This window comes from Muricoccus vinaceus (assembly GCF_042433125.1).
In the GTDB taxonomy this organism is placed as follows: Bacteria; Pseudomonadota; Alphaproteobacteria; order Acetobacterales; family Acetobacteraceae; genus Roseomonas; species Roseomonas vinacea.
In genome coordinates this window covers 625,884-650,191 of sequence record NZ_JBHLVZ010000002.1, presented here as the reverse complement: position 1 = coordinate 650,191, position 24,308 = coordinate 625,884, and the positions used below count along the sequence as shown (strand labels likewise).

Genomic DNA, 24,308 nt, shown 5'->3' with positions numbered 1-24,308 from the left:
CGTTCAACCCCGCGATGAGCTTCCATTCCCTTTACCGACATGGCTTCGCCCGGCTGGCGGCCTGCACTCCCCGGGTCAGCCTGGCCGATCCCGGCGCCAACCTGGAGGCCGTGCTCGCCGCGGCCCGCGACTGCCACGCCCGCGGCGCCGCGGTGGCCGTTTTCCCCGAGCTCTGCCTGTCCGGCTATTCCATCGACGACCTGCTGCTGCAGGACGTGCTGCTGGATGCGGTGGAGGCGGCGGTAGAGCGCTTGGTCGAGGAGTCCGCGGCGCTGCTTCCGGTTCTGCTGGTGGGCGCGCCGCTGCGCCACGGCCCGCGGCTGTTCAACTGCGCGCTCGCCATCCATCGCGGCCGGCTTCTGGGCGTGGTGCCGAAGATCCACCTGCCCAACTACCGGGAGTTCTACGAGCACCGGCACTTCGCCTCCGGCATCGGGACGGAGGGCGGCACGGTGCGGATCGGGGCGCTGGAGGCTCCCTTCGGCCCGGACCTGCTCTTCGAGGCCGAGGACCTGCGCGGCCTCACCATCCACGCGGAGGTTTGCGAGGACCTCTGGGTGCCCAGCCCGCCGAGCAGCGACGGGGCGCTGGCGGGCGCCACCGTGCTGGCCAACCTTTCGGCCAGCAACATCACCATCGGCAAGGCGGACACGCGGCGCCTGCTCTGCGCCTCGCAGTCGGCGCGCTGCCTCGCGGCCTATGTCTATGCCGCGGCGGGGGCGGGCGAATCGACCACCGACCTGGCCTGGGACGGGCAGGTCTCCATCTACGAGAATGGCGCGACGCTGGTGGAGAGCGAGCGCTTCCCGGCGGGCCAGCAGATCGCGATGGCCGATGCCGATCTCGACCTGCTGCGCCAGGAGCGCGCGCGCCAGGGCACCTTCGACGACAACCGGCGCCTGCACGCCCGGCCCTTCCGCCGCGTGTTCTTCCGCCTTGGCCCGCCCGGGGAGGACATCGGCTTCGAGCGGCGGGTGGAGCGCTTCCCCTTCGTGCCCGCCGATCCCGCGCGCCTGTCCCAGGATTGCTACGAGGCCTATGCCATCCAGGTCTCAGGCCTGATGCAGCGGCTCGGCGCCATCGGGAATCCGAAGATCGTGATCGGCGTCTCGGGCGGGCTCGATTCGACCCAGGCGCTGATCGTGGCGGCCCGCGCGATGGACCGCATGGGGCGCCCGCGCACCGACATCATCGGCTACACCATGCCCGGCTTCGGCACGAGCGAGGGCACCAAGGGCAGCGCGCACCGGCTGATGGCGGCGCTGGGCATCACCGCGCGCGAACTGGATATCCGCCCGGCCGCGCGGCAGATGCTGGCCGATCTCGGCCACCGCTTCGCGGGCGGCGAGCCCGTCTACGACGTGACCTTCGAGAACGTGCAGGCGGGGTTGCGCACCGACTATCTGTTCCGCGCCGCCAACCACGAGGGGGGGATCGTGCTGGGCACGGGAGACCTGTCGGAACTGGCGCTGGGCTGGTGCACCTATGGCGTGGGCGACCAGATGTCGCACTACAACGTCAATGGTGGCGTGCCGAAGACGCTGATCCAGCACCTGATCCGCTGGGTGGCCGAGGAAGGGCTTTTCGAGGCCGAGGCCTCCGCCGTGCTGGAAGACATCCTTTCGACCGAGATCTCGCCGGAGCTTGTTCCGCCCGACGCGAGCGGCGCGATGCAGAGCACCGAATCGAAGATCGGCCCTTATGCGTTGCAGGACTTCACCCTGTTCTACGTGCTGCGCCACGGCTTCCTGCCCTCCAGGATCGCCTTCCTGGCGCACCGGGCATGGGCCGACGCGGCGCGCGGGTCCTGGCCGCCCCACTTTCCCGAGGAGCGGCGCCGTGCCTTCGACCTGGCGGAGATCCGGCACTGGATGGAGGTGTTTCTCGGCCGGTTCTTCGGTTTCAGCCAGTTCAAGCGCTCGGCCATGCCGAACGGGCCGAAGGTGGCGGCGGGGGGCTCGCTTTCGCCGCGCGGGGACTGGCGGGCGCCCTCCGACGGCACGGCAACGGCCTGGCTCGCGGAGCTCAGGCGCAACGTCCCGGATGCGTGACGATCCACACTGTTGCACAGATGCCGCTTTCGGCGGGCCGGGCTTCGCAAAGCCCGCCATCCCACTTGTTGGGCCGCTGTGTTCGTGGTGACTTCCGGGACCAAGCGCAACAGACAGGCGGTTCATTATGGCCAAGGCAGCTGCACCCAAGACCACCGCGGCGAAGGCACCCGCCGCCAAGGCTCCCGCATCGGGCGCCGCCAAGCCTGCCGCAGCCGCGGTGGTGAGTCTGAAGCAGCTCGCCGCCGGGCTCGCTGAGACGCACGAGATGCCGAAGAAGCAGGCGGAAACGCTGGTGAACGACTTCGTCCAGTCGCTCGCCGAGCACCTGAAGGCCGGCGACAAGATCCGCATCAGCGGCCTCGGCATCCTCGAGGTGAAGTCCCGCCCGGCCCGCACGGGCCGCAACCCCGCGACCGGCGAGCAGATCCAGATCGCCGCCAGCAAGAAGATCGCGTTCCGCCCGGCCAAGGAGCTGAAGGAGGCGGTCTGACGGCCTCGGGCGAATGTGCCGGCCGGCAAAGTCTTCGCCCGGCCAGGCCGGTCCGGAGCGGCGTTCCTGGGTGACCGCTGGAAGCCGTTCCTCTTTGGCGGGAGCCTGATCGGCCTTCCCGGGTCACCGGCCCGGCAGGCGGCCTGACAGGGCAGGGGACACCGTACGCCCCGCCCATGGCCCGCGACCCCTCCGGCAGGAGGGCGCCGGGCGCGAGCCGGCCGGCGCGGCCCTGCTCCGGCCCAGCCTTCTTTTTTCGTTTCCGTATGGACCTCGAAATGGGCGTGGCACGCCTCCGCGGCCGCGATTCGGCGCGGACGGGCTTGCCGCGATGCCACGCGGCAATTATCTGGCGCAACGCAGGCTGCATGAATCCGCTGCCTGCGACGCGGCCATCCTTCTCCACTTCGAGTCTGAATCCCGCCCGCCCATGACGACACGTACCGATCCACCCGTCGCGGCGGAAACCGATCGCGCGTCCGCGCCCGAAACGGTGATCTGGCAGCACGCGGCCTTCTGCCGCCTCGGCCTTCCCGTCTCGCCGGGCACCGAGGCCTGGCGGCGCGACGGCCGGGACGCCGCGCTCCGCATGGCCCCGGCCCATGCCGGGGACACCCTGCCCGATGGGCCGGGCTTGCGGCTGCTGCTCGCCTTTCTCTGCGACTCCGCCCTGCGCAGCGGCAGTCCCACGGTCGCGCTGGGCGCGGATGCCGCGGCTCTGGCAGCCCGTCTCGGCCTCGGGGAGGGCGCGGTGGCGCCGCTTGCAGAGCAGGTGGAGCGCATGCTCACCGCGCGCATCGTCGCCGCGGTGGAGGAGGGGCCAGAGCTCTCGGTGCTCGACGCCCGCTCGCGGCCGCGTGGCGGTGCCTGGCCGACCTCGGTGAAGCTGAACGCGCGCTTCATGGCCAGCCTTTCGGAGAACGCGGTTGCACTGGATCGCGCGATCCTCCGCGCCCTCTCGGCTTCGGCAGAGGCGATGGACGCGCATGCCTGGACGCGCGAGGTTCTGTCGCGCGGCGGGGCGGATGCGGTGGTCAGTGCCGCCTGGCCGGAGTTGATGGGGCGCTTCGGGGCTCCTGGCGCCGATGCCGCCGCCTTCCGCGACGCCTTCGAATCCGCGCTGCGCCTGGTGTTCGAGGCCGATCTCACGATCGAGCTCGCCGTGGACGACGAAGGCGTGAGCGTGCGCCACGCGCGTCCGGCGGCGCCGGTCCCGGCTCCCGCGCCGGCTCCTGCTCCCGCGCCGCCCCCTGCTCCCGCGCCATCTCCGGCTGCGGCGCCCATTCCGGCGCCCGAGCCCGCGCCCGCGCGGCAGGAGGCTCCCCGATCCGTGCCGATCCAGGCCGCCCCGCCGCCGCAGCCCGAGGCGCCGCAGCAGGGGCGCCCGCGCGACGACCGGCCGCGAGAGGACCGGCCACGCGACGACCGGCCACGCGACGACCGGCCACGCGACGACCGGCCACGCGACGACCGGCCACGCGACGACCGGCCACGCGACGACCGGCCGCGAGAGGAGAGGCCACGCGAGGAAAGGCCGCGCGACGATCGGCCGCGTGACGAACGCCTCCGTGAGGAGCGCCGTCCGCGCCGCGACGAGTTTCCCGACCAGGGCTCGGCGGACCAGATTTCGGACGACATGATCCGCCTCCGCTCCCATCTCACCGGGCTGCCCCAGGTGGTCTGGCTGCGGCGGGGACACGGTGACGAGAACATTCTCGTCGGCGTCACCCCCGGCGCGCGGATGGACACGGACCGGCTGACCATTCTGATGGTGGAGCCCATCATCATGCAGGTCAGCGGCGGGCTCGGGCAGGGAGATTTCGACCGCGTCTCGGCCTGGGTCATGGCGAACCGCGACCTGATCGACGACTTCTGGGAAGGCGGCATCGCCTCCGCGGAAGAGGTCAACCGCCGCGTCCGCAAGGCGCCTGGCCCCACCTTCCGCTAAGCCGATCCGGCCACGCGGTCCGGCGGTGCCGGGCTCGTGTCCGCCGGATCCGCTGCCCCACCCTGGCAAATTCGCGGGCCGGGCCGATTCTGGAAAGGAATGACGCCAGTCTTCCTGAACCGCATCGGCACCGCGACCCCTGTTCATGAGGTTCATGGAACCTTTCGTGCCTTCGCGGAAAGGCTGATCCCGGAGGGGCGGGAGCGGCGCCTGTTTGCCCGCATGGCCGAGCGTGCCGGCATCGTCCGGCGCTGGAGCGTGCTGCGGCCCGACGGCCGGCCGGGGCTGGTGGATGCCGAAGGCTTCTACGAGCCCGGCCGCTTTCCCTCCACCCGCGCGCGGATGCAGCGGTGGGAGGCCGAGGCGCCCGCGCTGGCCTTCCGGGCGCTGGATGCGCTCGGCCCGCCGGAGGGCATCACGCATCTGATCGTCGCCTCCTGCACCGGCTTCGCGGCGCCGGGCCTTGATCACGCCATCAGCGCGCATCTCGGCCTCGAGGAAACGGTGGCGCGCACCACCGTCGGCTTCATGGGCTGCCAGGCCGCGCTGGTCGCGCTGCGCCTGGCGCACGACGCGGTGCGGGCCGATCCCTGCGCGCGCGTCCTGGTGGTGAACCTGGAACTCTGCACCCTGCACCTGCAGGAGCGGCTGGAGGTGGAGCAGCTGCTCTGCTTCCTGCTGTTCGGTGACGGATGCTCGGCCGCGCTTGTCAGCGCGGAGGCCAGCGGATTGCGGCTGGACGGCTTCCGCTGCGCGCTGATGCCCGAGGCGGAGGAGCAGATCGCCTGGCGCGTCGGCGACAACGGCTTCGACATGGTGCTTTCCGGCGAGGTGCCGAAGAGCCTGACCCGCGCGCTGCCGCCGCGCCTGCCCGCCCTGCTCGGCGGGCTGGATGCGGAGGATTACGAACTCTGGGCGATCCATCCCGGCGGCCGATCCGTGCTGGACGCGGTGGAGGAGGCCTGTCACCCGCCGCAGGGCGCGCTTACGCAGTCGCGCGCGGTGCTGGCCGAGCACGGGAACATGTCCTCTCCCACCGTGATGTTCGTGCTGCGGGCCATGCTGGAGGAGCGCGAGCCGGGGCGGCGCGGCATCGCCATGGCCTTCGGCCCCGGGCTGTCGGCCGAGACGATGCGTTTCGCGACGGTCTGATGCTTCGCGCCCGCTCCTCCGCGCCGGAGATCATGGACGACGCGGCGCAGGACTTCGCCGCCTTCTCCTCCGCGCTGAGCGACCTCGAGCGCATCAACCGCATGAGCCTGGCATATCGCCCGACCTTGCGCTGGCTGGATTCCCTGGCGCGCGAGAGCGGTGCGCGGCGGATGAGCGTGCTGGATGTCGGTGCGGGCGGGGGGGACATGCTTGCGCGCGTGGCGGACTGGGGTGCCCGGCGCGGCGTCGCGGTGGAGCTGGCGGCGCTGGACCGCTCGCCCCACGCGGCCGCCCATGCTCGGGCGCGCCATCCGGGCCTGCCCGTGCGCTGGATCACGGCGGACCTGTTCGGCCTCGCGCCCGACGAGCGCTTCGATGCGGCGATCTGCGCACTGTTCACGCACCACCTGGACGACGCCACCCTCGTTCGCTTTCTCCGCTGGATGGAGGCGCGCGCTCGCCTGGGCTGGTTCATCAGCGACCTGCACCGCCACCCGCTGCCCTGGGCCACGGTCTGGGCGGGGGTGCGGCTGCTGCGGATGGACCCGATGGTGGTGCATGACAGCACGGTCTCCATCGCCCGCGGCTTTTCCCGCGCGGACTGGGAGGGGCTGATCGGGCGTGCCGGCGTCGCCGCGGAGCTTCGCTGGGCCTTTCCCTTCCGCTGGACGGTTTCAGGCCCGGGCCGCGCCGCGTGAGGGAGGCGGTGGTGATCGGCGGGGGCCCCGCGGGCGCCGTGGCCGCGATCCGCCTGGCCCGCGCCGGCGCGCGGGTGCTGCTGGTGGAGCGCGAGGCGGCCCCGCGCGAGAAGGTGTGCGGCGAGTTCCTGGGCCCCGACGCCGCGGGCATCATGGCCTCGCTCGGCCTGCCGCTGCCCGCGCTGGGCGCCGTGCCGATCCGCGAGGGCCGGCTCGCCTCGGGCCGCCACGATGCCGCCTGGGCGCTGCCCTTTCCGGCCTGGAGCCTGCCGCGTGCGGTGCTGGACGAGGCGCTGCTCCTTGCCGCCGCCGATGCCGGTGCGACCGTGCTGCGCGGCCGGGCGGTGGCGGCGGCCGCGCGGGAGGCCGGGTGCTGGTCGGTGCGCCTGTCCGACGGGACGGTGCTCCGGGCCCCGGCCGTGGTGCTGGCCACCGGCAAGCACGAGCTGCGCGGCCATGCCCGCCGGGTGCCGCGCGGTTCGGTCGGGCTGAAGCTTCCGCTGCGCCTGTCGGCACCCCTGGATGCGGCCGTGCTCCTGTTGCCCTTCGCGGGCGGCTATGCCGGGCTACAGCCGCGCGCGGGGGGAGGGGCCAATCTTTGCGCCGCGATCCATCCCGGCCTGTCAGGGGCGGGCGCGGAGGCGCGCGATGGGGCGGCCCTGCTGGCGCGCGTCTCCGCCGGCTCCGCCCTGGCCGCCGCCTTGCTGCGCGGCGCCGGGCCGCTTGCCGGGCGGCCGCTGGCGGTGGCCGGCATTCCCTATGGTTTCCGCCATCGCGACGGCGCCGAGGCCGAGCCCGGCCTCTACCGGGTGGGCGACCAGTTCGCGGTCGTGCCCTCGCTCGCCGGGGACGGCATAGCCATGGCCCTGGCGGGAGGGGCGGCGGCGGCGGAGGCGATCCTGGCGGGGCAAGACCCCCGCGCCTTCCATCTGGGGCTGGAACGGCAACTGGACCGCCCGATGCGCTGGGCGGGGTTGATCGCCGGATTGATGGGCGCCGCGCCGGGCGCCCTGGCCCGGATCGCACGGGCCGTGCCCGCGGTCGCCCGTCTGGCGGCCGCGCGCACGCGCCTGCCCGGGCCGGCACCCCGCGCCGCCTGAACCGGGCGATCAGTCCGGCGCCGGCGGGACGATGCGCGCGAGGGGGACGGACAGCTCGACCACCAGCCCGGCGGGCTCCCAGTGGCGCACCACCCTGCCGCCGAGCTGGCCTTGCACGGTGGCGTCGATCAGGCGGGTGCCGAAGCCGGAGCGGTTCGGCGGGCCGCAGACGGGTGGCCCGCCCGCCTCCGCCCAGCGCATCCGCAGCGTTTCTTCCTCCTCCCACCAGGTGAGGCGGACGGTGCCCCCGGGGCTGGAGAGGGCACCGCCCTTGGCCGCGTTGGTCGCCAGCTCGTGGAACACCATGGCGATCGGTTGCACCGCGAGGGCCGAGATCGGCCGGTGCGGGCCGTCGAGCGCCACCGGTCCGCCATCGTTCAGGCCGCGATAGGCGAGCAGCTCCCATTCGGCGACCTTGCGCAGCTCGGCGCCGCTCCAGCCGCCCTCGGCGAGCAGGTCGTGCGCGCGGGCCAGGGCGCCGATCCGGGACTGGACGATGGCCGAATAGGCTTTCACCGTGTCGGCGCCGCTCATGCGCACGATGGTCTGCACCACGGCCAGCACGTTCTTGGCGCGGTGGTCCACCTCCCGTGCCACCAGCAGGCGGCGTTCCTCGGCGCGGCGGCGGTCGTCGATGTCCTCGAGCACCCCCACCCATTCCTCGGCGCGGCCGCCTCCGGTGCCGGGATCAGGGCCAGGCCCAGCATCGGCCCCGATCGGCACGCCGCGGGACCGGCACCAGCGCCAGTCGCCGCCGGCCGTGCGCAGGCGGTATTCCATGTCCATCGTGCGGCACTCGGCGAGGCATTGCGCCCAGAGCGTCCGCACGCGCTCGCGGTCTTCGGGGTGGAGCATGTCGAGCCAGCCCGAGCCCAGCGAGGACTCCCGGGACTGGCCGGTCAGCGTGGTCCAGCCCTCCAGCTCCAGGAACCCCCCGTCGGGCGCGGCCCGCCAGAGCACGATGGCGGAGGCTTCGGCCAGGGCACGATGGCGCTTGGCGCTGAGGGCGGCCTCCTGCGCGGCGTGGCAGGCGGCGGCCTCCTTTTCCGTCACCACGCACAGCGCCTCCGCCTCGTCGCGCCGGACGTGCCGGTCCCAGAGCGAAAGGCAGGCATAGGTGCCCAGCCCGAGCACGGCCGTGACAGCGGCGGCCCAGGGCGCGTAGCCCGAAAGGATCTCCCCGCCGGTCACCAGGGTCAGGCGGGGCGCGCGATCAGGCGGCCGGTCAGGAAGGCGATGCGGCGCCCGTGCCGCACCAGGCCGATCGCCGTGCCGAGGCTCGCGATCAAGGTCAGCGAGCACACCGCCGCGTCCAGCCAGTAGGTCCAGCCGCCCAGGAACAGGGTCATGACCTTGGTGATGTGCGAGGTGCCGCAGGCCAGGATGAACACCACGAACATCACCAGCACCGAGCGGAAGGGCAGCGTCTCGAACCGCCGGAGAAAGCGCCAGAGAGCGAAGGGGATCATGAAATAGGCGGCGGCGACGCCGAGGTTGGTGACCACGGTGATCGCGATGATCGCCGGGTCCTCCAGCAGGCACACGGCGTGCGGCGCATAGCCGCCCCATCCCTGGATGATGTCATAGCTCGCGTCGGCGATGGTCTGGAGCATGCTGCGTCCCCTGGGCACGCGTTCGGCCGCGGTGTTGGAGGGCGGCGGGCGGGACGTTAACCGTGCCCGACCGGCCGCACGGAGAGCGTCCCGTCCGGACGTTTGTGGAAGAGCGTGCTGGGCATGGACCGCTCGAGCCTCATCTCCGCGAGCATAACATGGTTCGGTTCCGAAATCTGCTGTCCGTCGGTGCCGCGGGCCACGGGAACGGATGGTTTTGTGGCGGGCGGACTACGTCCGGGCCATTCCCCGCGCCGGGGCGACCGGCCCTGCGGAAACAAGGGAACTGGACGAGGGGCCGCGTGGCTGCCCACACTTCGGCCCAAGCCACGAAGGCAGCGGCGAATCGGGGGAAATGGTTCATGCGCGCTCTCGGACGCCGCGCCTGGTTCGCGGCCGCCCTCTCCCTGTCAGCCCTTGCGCCCCGGGTGCGGGCGCAGCCCGCGGCGGGCGGGGAGTTTCCCTCCCGTCCCCTTCGCCTGGTGCTGGGCTTTCCGCCGGGCAGCGCGGCCGACGTGGCGGCGCGCCTGATCGCCCCGGGCATGGGCGCGTCGCTCGGACAGCAGGTGGTGGTGGAAAACCGCCCCGGAGCGGGCAGCAACATCGCGGCCGAGGCCGTCACGCGCGCGGTGGCGGATGGCCACACCATTCTGCTCGGCTCGGTCGCCAACACCATCAACGCCAGCCTACAGCGCGACCTTTCCTTTGACTTCGGGCGGGACCTCGCGCCCGTCGCGCCACTGGTCACGGTGCCGAACCTGCTGGTGGTGCACCCTTCGGTGGAGGCGCGGGACCTTGCCGGGCTGGTCGCCCTGGCGCGGGAGCAGCCGGGCGGGCTCTTCTTCGGCTCGTCCGGGATCGGCACGGCGCCGCATCTCTCGGGGGAGATGATGAACATGATGGCGGGGGTCCGCATGACGCATGTGCCCTATCCCGGCAGCGCCCAGGCGGTGACGGACCTGCTGGCGGGGCGGGTCTCCGTCATGTTCTCGCCGGCCTCCACCGTGCTGGCGCATGTTCGGGAAGGGCGGCTGCGCGCCCTGGCCTCCACGGGGGCGGCGCGCACGGCGGCCGCGCCGGACCTGCCGACCATGGAGGAGGCGGGCCTCGCGGGCTTCGAGAGCGCGGTGTGGTTCGGCCTCTACGCCCCGGCCGCGACGCCGGCCCCGGTTGTCGCGCGGTTGGCCGATGCGGCGCGCGCCGCGCTGGCCGCGCCCGCCACGCGCGCCGCCCTCGCGACGCAGGGCTTCGACCTTCTGGAGGGTGGGCCGGAAGCCCTGGCCCGCCTGACCGCCGCCGAGACGGCCAAATGGGCCCGCGTGGTCGAGGCCTCCGGCGCGCGCGCCAACTGACACCGGCTCACTGGCATCCGGGTTCACTGGTAACCTGGCCCGCTGAAGCCCCGGCAAGGACGCCACCATGACCAAACTGCGCGCGGCCGAGTGCCGCCTGTTCATCCAGGCCGTGACCGAGAAGGCGGAGGAGATGGGCGTGCCCGTCTCGATCGCGGTGGTCGGGCCCGAGGGGCACCTGATCGCGCTGGAGCGGATGGACGAGGCCGGCTGGATCACGCCCGAGACCTCCATCGCCAAGGCCTTCACCATGGCCGCCTTCCGCTCCATGAGCCCGCGCTTCCAGGACGGGCTGGTGACGCAGCACTGGCTGCGCGAGCGCAACCCGCAGCTTGCCGTGAACGCGGCGGTGTTCACGGGGGGCAAGGTCTTCATCTCCGGCGGGGCCGCGCCCGTGTTCCGGGGCAACGAGATGGTCGGTGCCTACGGCATCAGCGGCGGAACCTCGGACCAGGACGAGGTGATGGGGCAGTATGCGCGCCAGAAAACCGGCTGGCGCCACACGCCCGAGCGCGACGACACCCCGCAGGAGGTGAAGGACCACATCAACACGATCTACGACAAGGTCGGTCTCGGGCAGCGCAAGCTATAGCACCGGGCCGGATGCCGGCCCGCCCGTGGACTTGCCCATCCGACACGAGGCGTTCCGCGACGGCTTCGGCGGCGCGTCCAGCCACTGCGGGCGGTGGCCCGTGGTCCAGGGCCCGGCCCCGTCGGCGGGGGAGAGCCAGGCAGGGCGGCCCGCCCGATGGCACCATCGCGGCGCGTTCGGCTTCTCGCGGACTGGAACAGCATCAGCATCGAGGCCCGCGGACGGCGCCGGGAGGCGGGAGAGGCTGGCCCCCGGCGGCGCTCGCCCGATTCGCGGCGCCCGCGGGATGGCGCCGGTGACGCGCGTCGCCAGCCATTCCGCCGGCGCCGGGACGATGCACGGAGGTTTCCGGCTCGATCCGGGGATGGCTGCCCGGGCTGTTCCACCGCGCCGCCGCCGCATCGAAGCAGGCTCAGCCGGTGTTCCGCGGCCTGGAGGCGCTTCGCCCGGTCCACCCGGATGGCGGCAGATCAAGCAGGTTTGTTCAAGTGTTTGCCACACGGATGGGCGATGGTGGCCGCGTGGCGGCTGCACAGGCGCAGGCGTTAGACAGATGGGATGAACTCCGCATGACGAATCCACCTTCCGTGCTGCGCGCGTCGGTCATGGCGGCGGCCATCGGGCTGCTTTCCGCTTGCGCGCAGTCCGTGCCCCCGCCCACGCCGACCACCGAGCCGATGCGCGGCGCGGCCCTGCCCGCGCCCGAGCGCGTTCGGGCCTCGAGCGGCACGCCGGCCATCGGCACCGAGCCGATGCGCGGCGCGCCCCTTCCCTCGGGCACGGCACGGGTGACGCGCGGCAACAGCACGCCCGAGATCGGCACCGAGCCGATGCGCGGCGGCGCGCTGCCCACCAGCACCGACGAGCGGATGCAGAGGACGCGCTAGCGTGCCGCGCGGCGTGGTGGCGATGATGGTGGACGGCATAGCGGGAGGTCGCGTTTGACCCCGGTCCGTCCGGTTTCGGCCGCCCCGCGCCGCACGATCCTCGGGGCGGGCGCGTCGCTGCTCGCCCGCCCCGCCCTGTTGCTCCCGGCTTTCGCGCCGGCCGCGCTCGCGCAGCCGGTTCCGGCCCAGGCGGATCCGCGGGCTGCGCCCGGGATGTCGCGCACGGCGGCGCGCGGGCCCGCGCAGGACGACTTTCTTTTTCGCTGGATGGTCGTCGCCGACCGGCTGGCGAGCGATCCACAGACCACCCAGTGGCCGCGCGCGCACACCATCGCGATGGTGGCGATCGCGATCCACGATGCGCTGAACGCGATCGAGCCACGCTACCGCCGCTGGGCGCCGCGCGGCCGGGGTGAGCCGCGCGCGGCCGGTGCATCGCCGCTGGCGGCCATGTCCATGGCGGCCTTCAGCGTGCTGGCGCGCCGCCACATCGCCTCCACCCGCAGTGCGGAAGTGGAGGCGTTGTTGCAGGAGGCGCTGGCCCGCGTGCCGTCCGCGTCCGGGCGGTCGGCCGGCGTTGCGCTGGGAAGCGCGATCGGCACCGCCACGCTGGACCGTGCGGGACCCTCGCCCGAGAAGCGTGCCTTTCCCGTCTCCGACGCGGAGGGCAGGTGGCGCCCGACGCCGCCCCTGCCGTTGCTGGGCATCACCTATGTCGACCAGCCCATGCTCTTTCCAGACAACGCCTCCCTTCGCGGTCCGCCGCCGCCCGACATCACCTCCGCGCGGTTCCGGGCTGAGGTGGAGGAGGTTCGCCGCATGGGCGGCGCTGGAGAGACGGGGCGCAGCGCGGCCCAGACCGAGGCCGCCAGCTTCTGGGTCCCGCAATCGCTGCAGCGCAACCTCCATCGGTTCCTCCTGCTGCGGCTGGCGTCGCAGCCACCGGCCGGCGGATTGTGGGAGGAGGCGCGGATGAACGCCGTTCTGGCCGTCGCCTTCGCCGACAACGACGTGCTCCTTTTCGCGGAGAAGCTGCACTACCTGTTCTGGCGGCCGGTGACGGTGATCAACGCGGGCTGCCCCGGCCTTCGCCCGGATCCTTCCTGGACGACCCTGCTGCCGACGCCGCCGCACCCGGAATATCCTTCGGGCCACAGCGCCGATTTCGCCACGGGGGCGGCGGTGCTCACGGGGCTGCTGGGCGAAGGTCCGGTCGCCTATCAGGCCGTGGACCGCGCGGGGCAGCCGATCCGCGAGTTCCCGAGTCTGGCGGCGGCCTCCGAGGAATGCTCGGAGAGCCGCATATGGGCTGGGGCGCACTTCCGCAGCGCCTTGGTGGAGGGACAGCGAATCGGCCGTGCCGTCGCCGCGCGGGCTCTGCAACAGGTGCCGGCCCTGCGCTGAACGGTGGAGCGCCGGTCCCGGCGATGCCCCCTGAGGCAGTGTGGATGCCCGATGAGGCCGGCCTTTTCCCCATGACATGCGCGGGTGGTCCATGGCCGGCGCAGCGTTCCCGGAGCCCCGTGGGAGGGTTCCTGAGGGGTGCCGTGCCCCGTCGATGGCGATCTCCGCCCAGAGGCCTGGAACCTGATCGCGGACCGCGCCAACCAAGACGCCCCCGGGCCTGTGCGCGCCCGCTTGCCCGGCGCTGTACGCTCGACGCCCGGCGCTGCCGCCACCTGGGCACGGGCTGCGAAGCCTGGCCGGAACGGAGCAGTTCGCCACGGCCGCTCGGGCTGTGCCCCCGTGTTCAATCAAAGGAGGGAAGGTCGATGGCGGAGAGGGTGGGATTCGAACCCACGGTAGGGTTGCCCCTACTCCGGTTTTCGAGACCGGCCCAATCGGCCACTCTGGCACCTCTCCGGGGCGCGGTGGCCCCTATAATCCGCCTCGCGCCGCGGCGCAACGCGCCCGGGCGGGCATTCCGGGCAAGACAAGGTTGACTTCCCTGGCCAGCGCCCGCTATAGGCCCCGCTCTCCGGCGAGGCCCCCCTTCCAGGGCGCGGGCCCCGCCGGTTCAAGCACGACCAGCCCTGGCTCATCCGGCCCGGGCCAAACCGGCCGAGACGAGAGCGGACCCGCATCCCCATGACCTACGCAGTGATCCGCACCGGCGGCAAGCAGTACCGCGTGACCCCGAACGCCGTGCTGACGGTCGAGAAGCTCGAGGGCGAGGCCGGCGCCTCCATCACCTTCCACGACGTGCTGGCGGTGGGCGGCGAGACCGGCCTGACCATCGGCGCGCCGACCGTTCCGGGCGCCACGGTGACCGCCACGGTGCTGGAGCAGAAGCGCGGCGAGAAGATCATCATCTTCAAGAAGCGCCGCCGCCAGAACAGCCGCCGCAAGAATGGCCACCGCCAGAACCTGACGGTTCTGCGCATCGGCGACATCGCGGCCTAACCCGACAAGCCAAGGAGTATAGACCATGGCACACAAGAAGGCCGGCGGTTCTTCCCGCAACGGACGCGACTCCGCCGGCAAGCGCCTCGGCGTGAAGCTTTATGGCGGCCAGGCCGTCCGTGCCGGCAACATCATCGTGACCCAGCGCGGCACGAAGATGATGGCCGGCCGCAACGTGCTCGTGGGCCGCACCCACTCCCTCCACGCCCTTGTGGACGGCACCGTGAAGTTCGAGCGCAAGGCCGACGACCGCGTGGCGGTTTCCGTCGAGCCCCGCGTGACGGCGATCGCGGCCGAGTAAAGGTCGCGGGCTCACCGCCGGGTATCACGGGGGCCCCTCGCGGCCCCCGTTTTCGTTTTGGATTGACCACACCCCATGAAGTTCCTCGACGAGGCCAAGGTCTATCTGAAGGCCGGTGACGGCGGGAACGGCGTCATCGCCTTCCGGCGCGAGAAGTACATCGAGTTCGGTGGCCCGGACGGCGGCAATGGCGGGCGGGGGGGCAACGTGCTCGCCCAGGCCGTCGATGGGCTGAACACGCTGATCGACTACCGCTACGCCCAGCATTTCAAGGCCCGCAAGGGCGGCAACGGCGCGGGCTCGGACCGCACCGGCGCGGCCTCGGACGACGTGATCCTGAAGGTGCCCGTGGGCACGGTGATCCTGGCCGAGGACAAGGAAACCGTCCTCGCCGACCTGACCGAGCCCGGCCAGACGGCGGTGCTTTGCCGCGGCGGCGACGGCGGTCACGGCAACGCCCACTACAAGACCAGCACCAACCGCGCGCCCCGCCGCGCCGACCCCGGCTATCCCGGCGAGGAGCGCTGGGTCTGGCTGCGGCTGAAGCTGATCGCCGATGCGGGGCTGGTCGGATTGCCCAATGCCGGCAAGTCCACCTTCCTCGCCGCCAGTTCGGCCGCGCGCCCGAAGATCGCGGACTATCCCTTCACCACGCTGCACCCGCAGCTCGGTGTCGTGCGCCTGAACGCGACGGAGGAGTTCGTGCTGGCGGACATCCCCGGGCTGATCGAGGGCGCGCATGAGGGCGCGGGGCTGGGCGACCGGTTCCTCGGCCATATCGAGCGCTGCGCGGTGCTGCTGCACCTGATCGACGGCACCCAGGCCGACCCGGTGGACACCTACCGCACCGTGCGGGCGGAGCTGGAAGGCTATGGCGGTGGCCTGGTGGACAAGCCCGAGATCGTGGCGCTGAACAAGATGGACGCCATGACGCCGCAGGCGAAGACGTCCCGCATCAAGGCGCTGGCACGCGCCATCGGCAAGGAGCCGCTGCTGATCAGCGGCGCGACGGGCGAGGGCGTGCCGGAAGCGCTGCGCGCCCTGGCCGACGCGATCAAGGCCGCCCGGGAAGCTTAGCGGCCGGGGGCGGAAACCCCCGGCCACGGTTTGATCAGACCTCGCCCCAGACCTCGCGGGCGACATCCACGCAGAGCCGCAGCTTGGCCCATTGCTGCTCGACGGTCAGCAGGTTCCCTTCCTCGGTCGAGGCGAAGCCGCATTGCGGCGAAAGCGCGAGCTGCTCGATCGGGCAGTGCTTCGCGGCCTCCTCGATCCGGCGCTTCAGCTCGTCCTTGGTTTCCAGCTCGCCGCGCTTGCTGGTGACCAGCCCCAGCACCACCGTCTTGCCCTTGGGCAGGAAGCGCAGCGGCGCGAAGCTGCCCGAGCGCTCGTCGTCGTATTCCATGAAGTAGGCATCGACGTTGATGCCGTTGAACAGCACCTCCGCCACCGGGTCGTAGCCGCCGGCGGCGATGTGCATGGACTGGAAGTTGCCGCGGCAAAGATGCATCGAGACGAACATGTCCGACGGCCGGCCCGCGATCGTGCCGTTGATGATGTCGGCGTAGCGGTTCAGCAGGTTGTCGGTGTCGTCGCCGCGCGCCTTCAGCATCGCGACCTGGTTGGGGTCGCAGAGATAGGCGATGTTCACCTCGTCGAGCTGCAGGTAGCGGCAGCCGGCGGCGGCGAAGGCCTGCATGGCACCGTTATAGGCGCCCGCCAGATCCGCGAAGAAGGCGTCCATCTCGGGATAGACGGTCTGGTCCACCGCCCGCCGCCCGCCGCGGAAATGCAGCACGGAGGGGGAGGGGATGGTCTGCTTCGCCACGGCGCCGCCCGCGTGGGCCGCGACGAAGGCGAAGTCCTCCACGAAGGGGTGCGGCTCGTAGCGGAGCTTGGAAGTGACCTTGAGCCCGTAGGACTTGGTCTGCCCTCCCTGGAACTGGATGCCCTGGTCGGCCTCGTACATCTCCACGCCGCCGAGCCTGGCCAGGAAGTCGAAGTGCCAGAAGGCGCGGCGGTACTCGCCGTCCGTCACGGCCTTGAGGCCGACGGCCTTCTGCTCGCGGATGGCGTCGATGATGCAGCGGTCCTCGACCTCGCGCACCTCGGCGTCGCTCTTCTGCCCGGCGCTGCGGGCGGCGCGGGCCTCGCGCAGAACGGGCGGGCGCAGCAGGCTGCCCACGTGGTCGGCGCGGAAGGGGGGCTTGCCGTTGGTCATGGCGTTCTCCTTGGTGACAACTAATGCGCGTTCAGGCCGAGATGCCGGTCCAGGATCTCCGGCGCGGCCAGCATCTCCGCCGCGCTTCCCGCCGCCACCACCCGCCCGCGATCGAGGATCACGGCGCGGTCGGCGATGGGAAGGATCTGGTGCGCGTGCTGCTCCACGATGATGGCCGTCATTCCCTCGTCCCGCACGAGGCGGCGGATGGCGGCCAGCAGGGACTGAACGATCACGGGGGCCAGGCCCTCCAGCGGCTCGTCCAGCAGCAGCAGGCGCGGGTTCAGCACGAGGGCGCGGCCAAGGGCGAGCATCTGCTGCTCGCCCCCCGACAGCTCGCTGCCGAGGTTGCCCCGCCGCTCCTCCAGCCGCGGCATCAGCCCGTAGACGGCGCGGAGGTCCCATCGGCCGGGGCGCGCCACGGCGGTGAGGTTCTCCTCCACCGTGAGGGAGCGGAAGATGTTGCGCTCCTGCGGCACCCAGCCGAGGCCCAGCACGGCGCGCTTCTCCGTCGCCAGCCGTTCCAGCGCCACGCCGCCGAGGCGGATCGTGCCGGCGCGGCGCCGGGCCACGCCCATGAGCGCGCAGATCAGCGTGGTCTTGCCCGCCCCGTTGCGGCCGAGCAGTGCCATGGCCTCGCCCTCCGCGAGCGAGAGGGAGAGGTTCTCCAGCACCACGCCCTCGCCCCAGCCACCGGTGAGGCCCTCCACGGAGAGAAGCGGCTCAGCCATGCCCGACCTCCATCGTGCCGAGATAGGCCTCCTTCACGCGCGGATCGCGCGCGATGGCGTTCGGCTCTCCATCCGCCAGCACGGCACCCTGGGCGAGCACGGTGATGCGCTCGGCGAAGCGGAAGACGAGGTCCATGTCGTGCTCGATCAGCAGCACCGCGACCTCGCGCGGCAGGGCGGAGACGGCCTCCAGCACCTCGCGGCTCTCGGCGGGCGGCACCCCGGCGGCGGGTTCGTCCAGCAGAAGCACGCGGGGCTTCATGGCGAGCGCGAGGGCGATCTCCAGCAGGCGCTGGCGGCCATAGGCGAGCGATCCCGTGCGGCCGTCACGGCCAGCGGCGGGAAAGCGCACAAGGTCGAGCAGCGCGTCGGCATCGCGCCGCAGGGCAGGCAGGGCGCCGACCGGCCGCCACCAGGTGCGGCCCTCGCCCGCGCGCTCGGACACGGCCAGCACCACCGCCTCGCGCGGGGAAAGCTCGGCGAAAAGCTGGTTCACCTGAAAGGTGCGCGCGAGGCCGCGCCGGACGCGGGCGTGCTGCGGGGCCGCCGTCACGTCCTCCCCCAGCAGGGCCACCGTGCCAGCGCTGGCGGGAATGGAGCCCGAGAGCAGGTTCACGAAGGTTGTCTTGCCCGCCCCGTTCGGCCCGATCAGCGCGTGCCGCGCGCCCTGGGCCACCGTGAGCGTGACCTTGTCCACCGCGGTGAAGGCACCGAACCGGCGGGTCAGCCCGCGTGTCTCAAGGGCCGCGCCGCTCACGCGCCCCTACTCCGCGAGAGCTTGCGCAGCAGCCCCATCAGCCCGCCCCGCCCGAACAGCGCGAGGGCGATGAGCGCGATGCCCAGCCAGAGCTGCCAGAAGATCGGGCTCGCCTCGCTCAGCGCGTGATGCGCGAGGGTGAAGGCCGCGGCCCCGATCAGCGCGCCGTAGAGGCTGCCCAGCCCCCCCAGCACCAGCATCAGCAGCCCGTCCGCCGAGCGCTGGAAGGAAAGGGCGTCGAGCGAGACGAAGGCGGTGGTCTGCGCCAGCAGCGCCCCCGCCACGCCCGCATAGGCCGCGGCCAGGGCGTAGGCGGCCGTGAGCCGCGCCTTCACGGGCACCCCGAGCGCGGGAGCGCGGCGCGGGTTGCCGTTGATGCCGCGCAGCGACAGCCCATAGGGCGAGGCCACGATCAGCTTCGCGAGCCAGAACAGCACGAAGAGCACCGCGAGGCTGTAGAGATAGGCCGTCTGCCCGTAGAGGTCGAAGCGGAAGACGCCGAGCACCGGCCAGACCTCCACCCCCTGCAAGCCGTCCGCGCCGCCGGTGATGGCGGCCGCCTTGTTCGCGGCCTCGTAGAGCATCAGCCCGAGGCCGAGCGTCACCATCAGCCCCGCCAGCGCCCCCGAGCGCAGCACCAGCGGCGCGGTGACCAGCCCGAGCACCGCCGCCACGGCCGCCGCCGCCAGAAGGCCGGACAGCGGCTCCCCCCAGCCGTTCTGGGCCAGCAGCCCCGCCGTATAGGCCCCCGCCCCGAAGAAGGCGGCCTGACCGAGCGTCACCACCCCCGCATAGCCGACGATCAGGTCCAGCGAGACCGTGAACAGGGCCGCGATGGCGATGGAGGAGAGCAGCGGAAGCTGCTCGGGCAGGAGGAAGTAGCCGGCGGCCGCGGCCAGCCAGGGCAGCGCGTGCAGCGGCGCCCGCATCAGCCGCCCCATCAGGAACGGGCCTTGGCCAGCAGCCCGTCGGGGCGCAGGAGCAGCAGCGCGACCATGGCCGTGTAGATCACGAAGGCCCCGACCTGCGGCACCCAATACTTCCCGGCCACGTCCAGCACGCCCAGCAGGATGGCGGCGACGAAGGGCCCCGCCACCGAATTCGCGCCGCCGACCGCGACGACGACGAGGAAGTAGACGAGGTATTTCAGCGGAAAGTTCGGGTCGAGCCCCAGCACCTCCACCCCCAGCGCCCCGCCCAGCCCCGCGAGCCCCGAGCCGAGCGCGAAGGTGAGGGAGAAGATGCGCCCCACCGGCAGGCCCATGCCGCGCGCAACCGTGCCGTCATCCACCGCCGCCCGCAGCCTGGCGCCGAAGCGCGTGCGCACGAGCCCGAAATGCAGCCCCGCCGCGACCGCGCCGCAGAGCAGGATGAGGAAGATGCGGTAGCGCCCGAGGCCGACGCCCGCGATCTCCACGCGCCCGGAGAGCCATTCCGGCAACTGGATCAACTGCTGCCGCGCGCCCATCAGCCAGTCCGCGCAGGCGCCCAGCACGAAGACCAGCCCGATGGAGAAAAGCACCTGGTCCAGGTGGTCGCGCCCGTAGAGGCGGACATAGAGCAGCCGCTCCAGCACCCAGCCCAGCAGCGCCGCGGCCAGGGTCGCGGCCAGGAGGCAGACCACGAAGGGAACGCCGGCGCGGTTCAGCAGCACCGCGCAGACATAGCCGCCGACCATCCCGAAAGCGCCGTGCGCCAGGTTCACCACGTTCATCAGCCCGAGCGTGACGGAAAGCCCGACCGAGAGAACGAAGAGCAGCATCCCGCTCGCGATGCCGTCCAGCAGGACGGTGACGGCCGCGGCCATGCCCGGGGCGCGCCGCGCGTCAGGCCGCGTCCTTCACGCCCTGGATCTTGTCGAACTCGATGTTCCAGAGCTGCCCGTCGCGCCGCTCGGTGCGGCGGATGTAGATGTCCTGCACCATCTCGCGCGTCGCCGGATCGATGGAGACGGGGCCGCGCGGCGAGGTCCAGGACTGGCCCTTCATCGCCTCCACCAGCTTCGTGCCGTCCACGTCGCCGTTGGTGCGGGCCAGGGCGGTGGCGAGGAGCTGCATGCCGTCCCAGCCGCCGACCGCCATGAAGTTCGGGCGCATCTCCGGTGCGACCGCCCTGAAGGCCTCGCGGAAGGCGGTGTTCTCGGGGCTCTCATGCGCGGTGGAGTAATGGTGCGAGGTGACGGCACCGATCACGGCATCGCCCATGTCGTTCAGGATGTCGTCGTCCAGCACGTCGCCGGTGCCGATCAGGCGGATGCCCGCCTCCTTCAGCCCGCGCTCGCTGAACTGCTTGATCAGCGCCGAGCCCTCGCCGGAGGGGACGAAGATGAACAGCGCGTCCGGCTTCAGGTCGCGCACGCGCTGGAGGAAGGGCGCGTAGTCGGGGTTGCGGAGCGGCGTGCGGATCTCGCCCGTGACCGTGCCGCCGGCGGCCGTGAAGGTTTCCTTGAAGGCCTTCTCGGAATCGAGGCCCGGCGCGAAGTCGGTCACCATGGTGACGACGCTCCTGATGCCGTTCTTCGCCGCCCAGTCCGCCATGGGGCGCACCGCCTGGGGCAGGGTGAAGCTGGTGCGGACAATGAAGGGGGAGCGCTGCGGGATGATGCTGGTGGCGGCCGCCATCACCAGCATGGGCACCTTGGCCTCCGTGGCGATGGGCGCGGCGGAAAGCGCGAGCGGCGTCAGCCCGAAGCCGGCCAGCGCCCGCACGCGCTCGCGCACCACAAGCTCCTGCGCCAGGCGGCGCGTCACGTCGGGGGCGACGCCGGTGTCGTCGCGCAGCAGGATCTCGAGGCGCTTGCCGGCGACAGGATTGGGGTTGGCACGCAGCCAGGCCTTGATCGCCGCGTCGATCTGGCGGCCGGTGCTGGCGAAGGGGCCGGTCATGGGCAGGATCAGCCCGACCTTGATGGGATCGCCCGACTGGGCCAGCGCGGGGCGCGCCAGCGGCAGGGCGGCGGCCGAGGCAAGGGCGGCGCGGCGGGTGAACTTCGTCATCGGCGTCTCTCCCGGGTGCGGCGCGGCTGTTCCCGCGCCCGTTGCACCCTTTCTCGCGCGGCTCGGGCCTTCGCGCTAGATGGAACCCCCGCCACCCCCGCCCCTGGCCTTCTCGGAGCAAGCGATGTCGCAGACCACCACGCCCCCCGACCCCCAGCAGGCCGCCGCCGCCCTGGTGCGGGAGGGCGCGGCCCGCCAGGCGATCGGGGACGACCAGGCCGCCATCGCGCTGTACCGCCGCGCCTTCGAGATCGACCCCAACGAGCCCAACGCCATGAACCTGCTGGGCATCATCGCCCGCCAGCGCGGCGACCTGGAGGCGGCGCTGACGCTGTCCTCCCGCGCGGTGGCGGCCATGCCGGACAGCCCGGTCTTCCTGGCCGCCCGGGGCGCGACCCTGGCCGAGGCCGGGCAGCTGGAGCAGGCGGTGGAGGTGCTCAACCGCGTGGCGGCGCTCCGCCCGGCCGATGCCGTGTCGCGCCGCAACCTCGGCCAGGCGCTCTGCGCCCTGGGCCGGGTGGGGGAGGCCATGCCCCATCTGCGCGAGGCCGCCGCCCTGGCGCCCGCCGACCCCGAGGCGCAGCTCGCCCTGGCCCATGGCCTGCGCGAGGCCAGTGCGCCCGGTGCCGCGGAGGCCGCCCGCCGCGCGCTCTCGGCCGGGGGCGCCGTGGGGGCGCAGGCGCGGTTCCTGCTGGCCTCCCTCGGCGAGGGCAAGGCTCCGGCGCGGCCGCCGGAATCCTATGTGCGCACGCTGTTCGACACCTATGCGCCCCGTTTCGAGGCGGAGCTGACGGGCAGCCTGGCCTATCGCACCCCCACCGCGCTGGCGGAGCTGCTGCGCGGCGTCCTCGCGCCCGAGGGGAGGCTGGAGGTGCTCGACCTCGGCTGCGGCACCGGCCTGTCCGGACAGGCGATCCGCCCCTGGGCCCGCCGCATGACGGGCGTGGACCTCTCCCCCCGCATGCTGGACATCGCCAGGCAGCGCGCCGTCTACGAGGCGCTGGAGGAGGCGGAACTCGTCACCTTCCTTTCGGCGCATCGGGGTGGATACGACCTGGTGGCGGCGGCGGACGTGCTGAACTACCTGGGCGACCTGGCGCCGGCGCTGAACGCCATGGCCGCGGCGCTCCGCCCGGGCGGGCACGCCGCGTTCAGCATCGAGACGGGGGAGGGCGCGCCCTTCGTGCTCGGGGAGGGCATGCGCTACCGCCACGACCCCGCCCATGTGCTGGCCCTGGCCGAGGCCACGCGCCTGCGCCCCCTGGCGCGGGAGGAGGTTGTGCTGCGCGAGGAGCGCGGCGCCCCCGTGGCCGGAACCCTGCTGGTGCTGGGCCGGGTCTGAACCCTGATCAGGCGGCGACGCGCCCCTGCAGGAGGCCGCCCGCCAGCGCTTCGATGTCGCGTGCGGCGTTGCAGCCGGGGTGGCGCGTCAGCAGCCCCGCCTGGTGGCGGATGGCGTCGCGCACCCTGGCATCCCGCCGGACCACGCCGGCCAGCGGGACGCCGCGCCCGAGGAAGCCGCGGCAGGCGCGGTCCAGCGCGCCATGGGTGCGGGCGCCCTGGGCGGCATCGGCGGCGAGGTTGACCGCCACCCGCGCATCCGCCCTCGGGGCATCCCGCGCCAGCAGCTTCAGCACGGCATAGGCGTCGGTCAGGCTGGTCGGCTCGTCGGTCGCGACCACCAGCAGCGTGTCGCAGCCCGCCGAAAGCCGGCGTGGCACCGGGTCGAGCCCCGCGCCGATGTCCAGCACCACGTCGTGGTAGGGGGCGGCGCGCAGCACCGCGAGGAAGCGCTCGATCCAGACGGGATCGAGAGCGGCCAGCCCGCCGGAGCCGGAGCGGCCGGGCAGCACGTCGAACCCGTCCTCGCGGTGCAGCACCGCGTCGCGCAGCGGCACCTGGTCGGCCAGCACGGCCATCAGGTCGTGCCGCACGGAAAGGCCGAGCTGCACGTCCACATTGGCCAGGCCCAGGTCGCCATCCGCCAGCAGCACGCGGCGCCCCGCGCGCGCCAGCGCCTGGGCCAGCCCGATCGCCAGCACGGTCTTGCCCACGCCCCCTTTGCCGGAAGCGATGCCGATCAGGCGGGAAGGGGTCATGCGGCCTCCTGCGAGGGGGGAGCGGCGCCGAACAGGCGGGCCGAGAGCCAGGCGGGGGTGAGGGGGGTCAGGCCATCGGCTGCGCCGGGGCCGGTGCCGGCTTCCGTCAAGGCCAGCGGGCCGGCGAAGGCGGCGGCCAGCACGCCGCCCAGGCGCCGCGCGCCGTCGAGCCGGGTTGGCAGCAGGTGGCGGGCGCCGAGGGCCGCGAACGCGCGGGCGGTCTCGGCCGCTTCCTCCGGGTCCAGCCCCGCAGGCATCACCAGCAGCGGCACCGCCTCGGTCACGCGCAGCAGGGCGAGAAGCTGCTCGGCCTGCGCGGGATCGAAGGGATCGCAGCCGGCGGTGTCCAGCAGCATCGGCTGCGCGGCCCCGCGCCGTGCCAGCGCCTGGGCGAGCTGCGACCCGGTGCCGGCCACCGCCAGCGGCACCCCCAGCACGCGGGTGAAGGCCGCCAGCTGCTCCGCGGCACCCGCCCGGCGGGCATCGGCCGTCACCACCAGCGGGGCGGTGCCCCGCAGCACGAGGCGCGTGGCGAGCTTGGCGCAGGTCAGCGTCTTTCCCGCGCCCGGCGGCCCGACCAGCGCAAGCGGCCGCGGCACGGACTCGGGAAGCGCCGCGAAGCGAAGCGCCGCCGCCAGGGCCGCGGCGCTGCCCGCACCGACCCGCGCCCGCAGCGCCGGGGGCATGTTGTGCCGCCCCAGCGCATCGGGCGCGGCGGGTGGGGGCGGAGGCGGGGGAGGCAGTTCCTCCGCCGGTTCCAGCGCGGCCGTTACCTCCACGCCCGACGCCGTGCGCCGCGTGGACAGGATCAGCGCGTCCGGCCCGAGGGCCAGGCGGCACTCCGCCATGGCATCGGACATCCTGGCAGCGCGGAAGACTCGAAGCTGCATGGGAGGATGCTGGGGCCCTGCTGG

24 protein-coding genes and 1 tRNA gene are annotated in these 24,308 nt (G+C 72.9%); 14 read left to right on the top strand and 11 right to left on the bottom strand.

Annotated elements, in window-relative coordinates; translation table 11 throughout:
* Positions 1-14 precede the first annotated feature (14 nt).
* The 6 genes from ACFFIC_RS04840 to ACFFIC_RS04815 all read left to right on the top strand — a co-directional run bounded on the left by ACFFIC_RS04840 (position 15) and on the right by ACFFIC_RS04815 (position 7,442).
* Positions 15-2,051, top strand: a complete 2,037-nt coding sequence (locus ACFFIC_RS04840; protein ID WP_377049010.1) for an NAD(+) synthase — start codon at positions 15-17, stop codon at positions 2,049-2,051.
* A 127-nt stretch (positions 2,052-2,178) separates the two neighbouring features.
* Positions 2,179-2,544, top strand: coding sequence for an HU family DNA-binding protein (locus tag ACFFIC_RS04835; RefSeq protein WP_377049009.1), 366 nt, complete (start codon positions 2,179-2,181; stop codon positions 2,542-2,544).
* 430 nt (positions 2,545-2,974) lie between these two features.
* On the top strand, positions 2,975-4,492 hold the full coding sequence (locus ACFFIC_RS04830; RefSeq protein WP_377049008.1) for a replication initiation protein: 1,518 nt from the start codon (positions 2,975-2,977) through the stop codon (positions 4,490-4,492).
* 99 nt (positions 4,493-4,591) lie between these two features.
* On the top strand, positions 4,592-5,644 hold the full coding sequence (locus ACFFIC_RS04825; RefSeq protein WP_377049007.1) for a type III polyketide synthase: 1,053 nt from the start codon (positions 4,592-4,594) through the stop codon (positions 5,642-5,644).
* Positions 5,644-6,342, top strand: coding sequence for a methyltransferase domain-containing protein (locus ACFFIC_RS04820; RefSeq protein WP_377049006.1), 699 nt, complete (start codon positions 5,644-5,646; stop codon positions 6,340-6,342). Before ACFFIC_RS04825 ends, ACFFIC_RS04820 begins: the two co-directional genes overlap by 1 nt.
* Before the next feature lie 11 nt (positions 6,343-6,353).
* Positions 6,354-7,442 carry an NAD(P)/FAD-dependent oxidoreductase gene (locus ACFFIC_RS04815; protein WP_377049005.1) on the top strand — a complete coding sequence of 363 codons (1,089 nt, stop codon included), beginning with the start codon at positions 6,354-6,356 and terminating at the stop codon, positions 7,440-7,442.
* A gap of 9 nt (positions 7,443-7,451) precedes the next feature.
* Here ACFFIC_RS04815 and ACFFIC_RS04810 read toward each other — a convergent pair whose 3' ends face one another.
* A complete protein-coding gene (locus tag ACFFIC_RS04810) occupies positions 7,452-8,633 on the bottom strand; it encodes an HWE histidine kinase domain-containing protein (RefSeq protein WP_377049004.1) in 1,182 nt (393 codons plus the stop codon).
* Positions 8,634-8,638: 5 nt separating this feature from the next.
* Complete coding sequence (locus tag ACFFIC_RS04805; protein WP_377049003.1) at positions 8,639-9,055, bottom strand: hypothetical protein; 417 nt, start codon at positions 9,053-9,055, stop codon at positions 8,639-8,641.
* 362 nt (positions 9,056-9,417) lie between these two features.
* Here ACFFIC_RS04805 and ACFFIC_RS04800 point away from each other — a divergent pair, with 362 nt between their 5' ends.
* The 4 genes from ACFFIC_RS04800 to ACFFIC_RS04785 all read left to right on the top strand — a co-directional run bounded on the left by ACFFIC_RS04800 (position 9,418) and on the right by ACFFIC_RS04785 (position 13,290).
* Positions 9,418-10,407, top strand: coding sequence for a tripartite tricarboxylate transporter substrate binding protein (locus tag ACFFIC_RS04800; protein ID WP_377049002.1), 990 nt, complete (start codon positions 9,418-9,420; stop codon positions 10,405-10,407).
* Positions 10,408-10,474: 67 nt separating this feature from the next.
* On the top strand, positions 10,475-10,999 hold the full coding sequence (locus tag ACFFIC_RS04795; protein WP_377049001.1) for a GlcG/HbpS family heme-binding protein: 525 nt from the start codon (positions 10,475-10,477) through the stop codon (positions 10,997-10,999).
* A 569-nt stretch (positions 11,000-11,568) separates the two neighbouring features.
* Positions 11,569-11,886 carry a hypothetical protein gene (locus ACFFIC_RS04790; RefSeq protein WP_377049000.1) on the top strand — a complete coding sequence of 106 codons (318 nt, stop codon included), beginning with the start codon at positions 11,569-11,571 and terminating at the stop codon, positions 11,884-11,886.
* Positions 11,887-11,940: 54 nt separating this feature from the next.
* Entirely contained in the window at positions 11,941-13,290 is a 1,350-nt protein-coding gene (locus ACFFIC_RS04785; protein WP_377048999.1) for a vanadium-dependent haloperoxidase, read from the top strand.
* A gap of 369 nt (positions 13,291-13,659) precedes the next feature.
* On the opposite strand, the gene ACFFIC_RS04780 is transcribed toward ACFFIC_RS04785, so the two are convergent.
* Positions 13,660-13,749, bottom strand: a tRNA-Ser gene (locus ACFFIC_RS04780).
* 225 nt (positions 13,750-13,974) lie between these two features.
* Here ACFFIC_RS04780 and rplU point away from each other — a divergent pair.
* From rplU to obgE, 3 genes are all read left to right on the top strand, one after another.
* Positions 13,975-14,289 carry a 50S ribosomal protein L21 gene (rplU, locus tag ACFFIC_RS04775; RefSeq protein ID WP_377048998.1) on the top strand — a complete coding sequence of 105 codons (315 nt, stop codon included), beginning with the start codon at positions 13,975-13,977 and terminating at the stop codon, positions 14,287-14,289.
* 25 nt (positions 14,290-14,314) lie between these two features.
* Positions 14,315-14,590, top strand: a complete 276-nt coding sequence (gene rpmA / locus ACFFIC_RS04770; protein ID WP_377048997.1) for a 50S ribosomal protein L27 — start codon at positions 14,315-14,317, stop codon at positions 14,588-14,590.
* A gap of 75 nt (positions 14,591-14,665) precedes the next feature.
* A complete protein-coding gene (gene obgE / locus ACFFIC_RS04765; RefSeq protein WP_377048996.1) occupies positions 14,666-15,667 on the top strand; it encodes a GTPase ObgE in 1,002 nt (333 codons plus the stop codon).
* Between the two features lie 34 nt (positions 15,668-15,701).
* Here obgE and ACFFIC_RS04760 read toward each other — a convergent pair whose 3' ends face one another.
* Genes ACFFIC_RS04760 through ACFFIC_RS04735 form a run of 6 tightly spaced genes read right to left on the bottom strand, consistent with a single transcriptional unit; the run spans position 15,702 to position 21,295 of the window.
* Positions 15,702-16,811, bottom strand: coding sequence for a 5-methyltetrahydropteroyltriglutamate--homocysteine S-methyltransferase (locus tag ACFFIC_RS04760; RefSeq protein WP_377048995.1), 1,110 nt, complete (start codon positions 16,809-16,811; stop codon positions 15,702-15,704).
* 20 nt (positions 16,812-16,831) lie between these two features.
* Entirely contained in the window at positions 16,832-17,542 is a 711-nt protein-coding gene (locus ACFFIC_RS04755) for an ABC transporter ATP-binding protein (protein ID WP_377048994.1), read from the bottom strand.
* On the bottom strand, positions 17,535-18,299 hold the full coding sequence (locus tag ACFFIC_RS04750) for an ABC transporter ATP-binding protein (protein ID WP_377048993.1): 765 nt from the start codon (positions 18,297-18,299) through the stop codon (positions 17,535-17,537). The genes ACFFIC_RS04755 and ACFFIC_RS04750 overlap by 8 nt, the downstream gene beginning before the upstream one ends.
* Positions 18,296-19,240 (bottom strand): branched-chain amino acid ABC transporter permease, encoded by a 945-nt coding sequence (locus tag ACFFIC_RS04745; RefSeq protein WP_377048992.1) that lies wholly within the window; start codon positions 19,238-19,240, stop codon positions 18,296-18,298. Before ACFFIC_RS04745 ends, ACFFIC_RS04750 begins: the two co-directional genes overlap by 4 nt.
* Positions 19,240-20,106 carry a branched-chain amino acid ABC transporter permease gene (locus ACFFIC_RS04740; protein WP_377048991.1) on the bottom strand — a complete coding sequence of 289 codons (867 nt, stop codon included), beginning with the start codon at positions 20,104-20,106 and terminating at the stop codon, positions 19,240-19,242. Before ACFFIC_RS04740 ends, ACFFIC_RS04745 begins: the two co-directional genes overlap by 1 nt.
* 19 nt (positions 20,107-20,125) lie before the next feature.
* A complete protein-coding gene (locus ACFFIC_RS04735; RefSeq protein WP_377048990.1) occupies positions 20,126-21,295 on the bottom strand; it encodes an ABC transporter substrate-binding protein in 1,170 nt (389 codons plus the stop codon).
* Between the two features lie 124 nt (positions 21,296-21,419).
* On the opposite strand from ACFFIC_RS04735, the gene ACFFIC_RS04730 reads away from it, so the two are divergent.
* Complete coding sequence (locus tag ACFFIC_RS04730; RefSeq protein ID WP_377048989.1) at positions 21,420-22,637, top strand: methyltransferase; 1,218 nt, start codon at positions 21,420-21,422, stop codon at positions 22,635-22,637.
* Positions 22,638-22,644: 7 nt separating this feature from the next.
* Here ACFFIC_RS04730 and ACFFIC_RS04725 read toward each other — a convergent pair whose 3' ends face one another.
* Both ACFFIC_RS04725 and ACFFIC_RS04720 read right to left on the bottom strand, forming a co-directional pair.
* A complete protein-coding gene (locus tag ACFFIC_RS04725; protein WP_377048988.1) occupies positions 22,645-23,394 on the bottom strand; it encodes a nucleotide-binding protein in 750 nt (249 codons plus the stop codon).
* Positions 23,391-24,284 (bottom strand): flagellar biosynthesis protein FlhF, encoded by an 894-nt coding sequence (locus ACFFIC_RS04720; protein ID WP_377048987.1) that lies wholly within the window; start codon positions 24,282-24,284, stop codon positions 23,391-23,393. The genes ACFFIC_RS04725 and ACFFIC_RS04720 overlap by 4 nt, the downstream gene beginning before the upstream one ends.
* Positions 24,285-24,308 lie beyond the last annotated feature (24 nt).

Bases quoted from the DNA above. Each gene is read 5' to 3' on its own strand.
- ACFFIC_RS04820 (WP_377049006.1), top strand. From the start codon at position 5,644: ATGCTTCGCGCCCGCTCCTCCGCGCCGGAGATCATGGACGACGCGGCG.
- ACFFIC_RS04740 (WP_377048991.1), bottom strand. From the start codon at position 20,106: ATGGCCGCGGCCGTCACCGTCCTGCTGGACGGCATCGCGAGCGGGATG.
- ACFFIC_RS04745 (WP_377048992.1), bottom strand. From the start codon at position 19,240: ATGGGGCGGCTGATGCGGGCGCCGCTGCACGCGCTGCCCTGGCTGGCC.
- ACFFIC_RS04835 (WP_377049009.1), top strand. From the start codon at position 2,179: ATGGCCAAGGCAGCTGCACCCAAGACCACCGCGGCGAAGGCACCCGCC.
- ACFFIC_RS04825 (WP_377049007.1), top strand. From the start codon at position 4,592: ATGACGCCAGTCTTCCTGAACCGCATCGGCACCGCGACCCCTGTTCAT.
- ACFFIC_RS04735 (WP_377048990.1), bottom strand. From the start codon at position 21,295: ATGACGAAGTTCACCCGCCGCGCCGCCCTTGCCTCGGCCGCCGCCCTG.
- ACFFIC_RS04830 (WP_377049008.1), top strand. From the start codon at position 2,975: ATGACGACACGTACCGATCCACCCGTCGCGGCGGAAACCGATCGCGCG.
- ACFFIC_RS04755 (WP_377048994.1), bottom strand. From the start codon at position 17,542: ATGGCTGAGCCGCTTCTCTCCGTGGAGGGCCTCACCGGTGGCTGGGGC.
- ACFFIC_RS04805 (WP_377049003.1), bottom strand. From the start codon at position 9,055: ATGCTCCAGACCATCGCCGACGCGAGCTATGACATCATCCAGGGATGG.
- obgE (WP_377048996.1), top strand. From the start codon at position 14,666: ATGAAGTTCCTCGACGAGGCCAAGGTCTATCTGAAGGCCGGTGACGGC.
- ACFFIC_RS04760 (WP_377048995.1), bottom strand. From the start codon at position 16,811: ATGACCAACGGCAAGCCCCCCTTCCGCGCCGACCACGTGGGCAGCCTG.
- rpmA (WP_377048997.1), top strand. From the start codon at position 14,315: ATGGCACACAAGAAGGCCGGCGGTTCTTCCCGCAACGGACGCGACTCC.
- ACFFIC_RS04795 (WP_377049001.1), top strand. From the start codon at position 10,475: ATGACCAAACTGCGCGCGGCCGAGTGCCGCCTGTTCATCCAGGCCGTG.
- ACFFIC_RS04790 (WP_377049000.1), top strand. From the start codon at position 11,569: ATGACGAATCCACCTTCCGTGCTGCGCGCGTCGGTCATGGCGGCGGCC.
- ACFFIC_RS04720 (WP_377048987.1), bottom strand. From the start codon at position 24,284: ATGCAGCTTCGAGTCTTCCGCGCTGCCAGGATGTCCGATGCCATGGCG.
- ACFFIC_RS04800 (WP_377049002.1), top strand. From the start codon at position 9,418: ATGCGCGCTCTCGGACGCCGCGCCTGGTTCGCGGCCGCCCTCTCCCTG.
- ACFFIC_RS04725 (WP_377048988.1), bottom strand. From the start codon at position 23,394: ATGACCCCTTCCCGCCTGATCGGCATCGCTTCCGGCAAAGGGGGCGTG.
- ACFFIC_RS04730 (WP_377048989.1), top strand. From the start codon at position 21,420: ATGTCGCAGACCACCACGCCCCCCGACCCCCAGCAGGCCGCCGCCGCC.
- rplU (WP_377048998.1), top strand. From the start codon at position 13,975: ATGACCTACGCAGTGATCCGCACCGGCGGCAAGCAGTACCGCGTGACC.
- ACFFIC_RS04840 (WP_377049010.1), top strand. From the start codon at position 15: ATGAGCTTCCATTCCCTTTACCGACATGGCTTCGCCCGGCTGGCGGCC.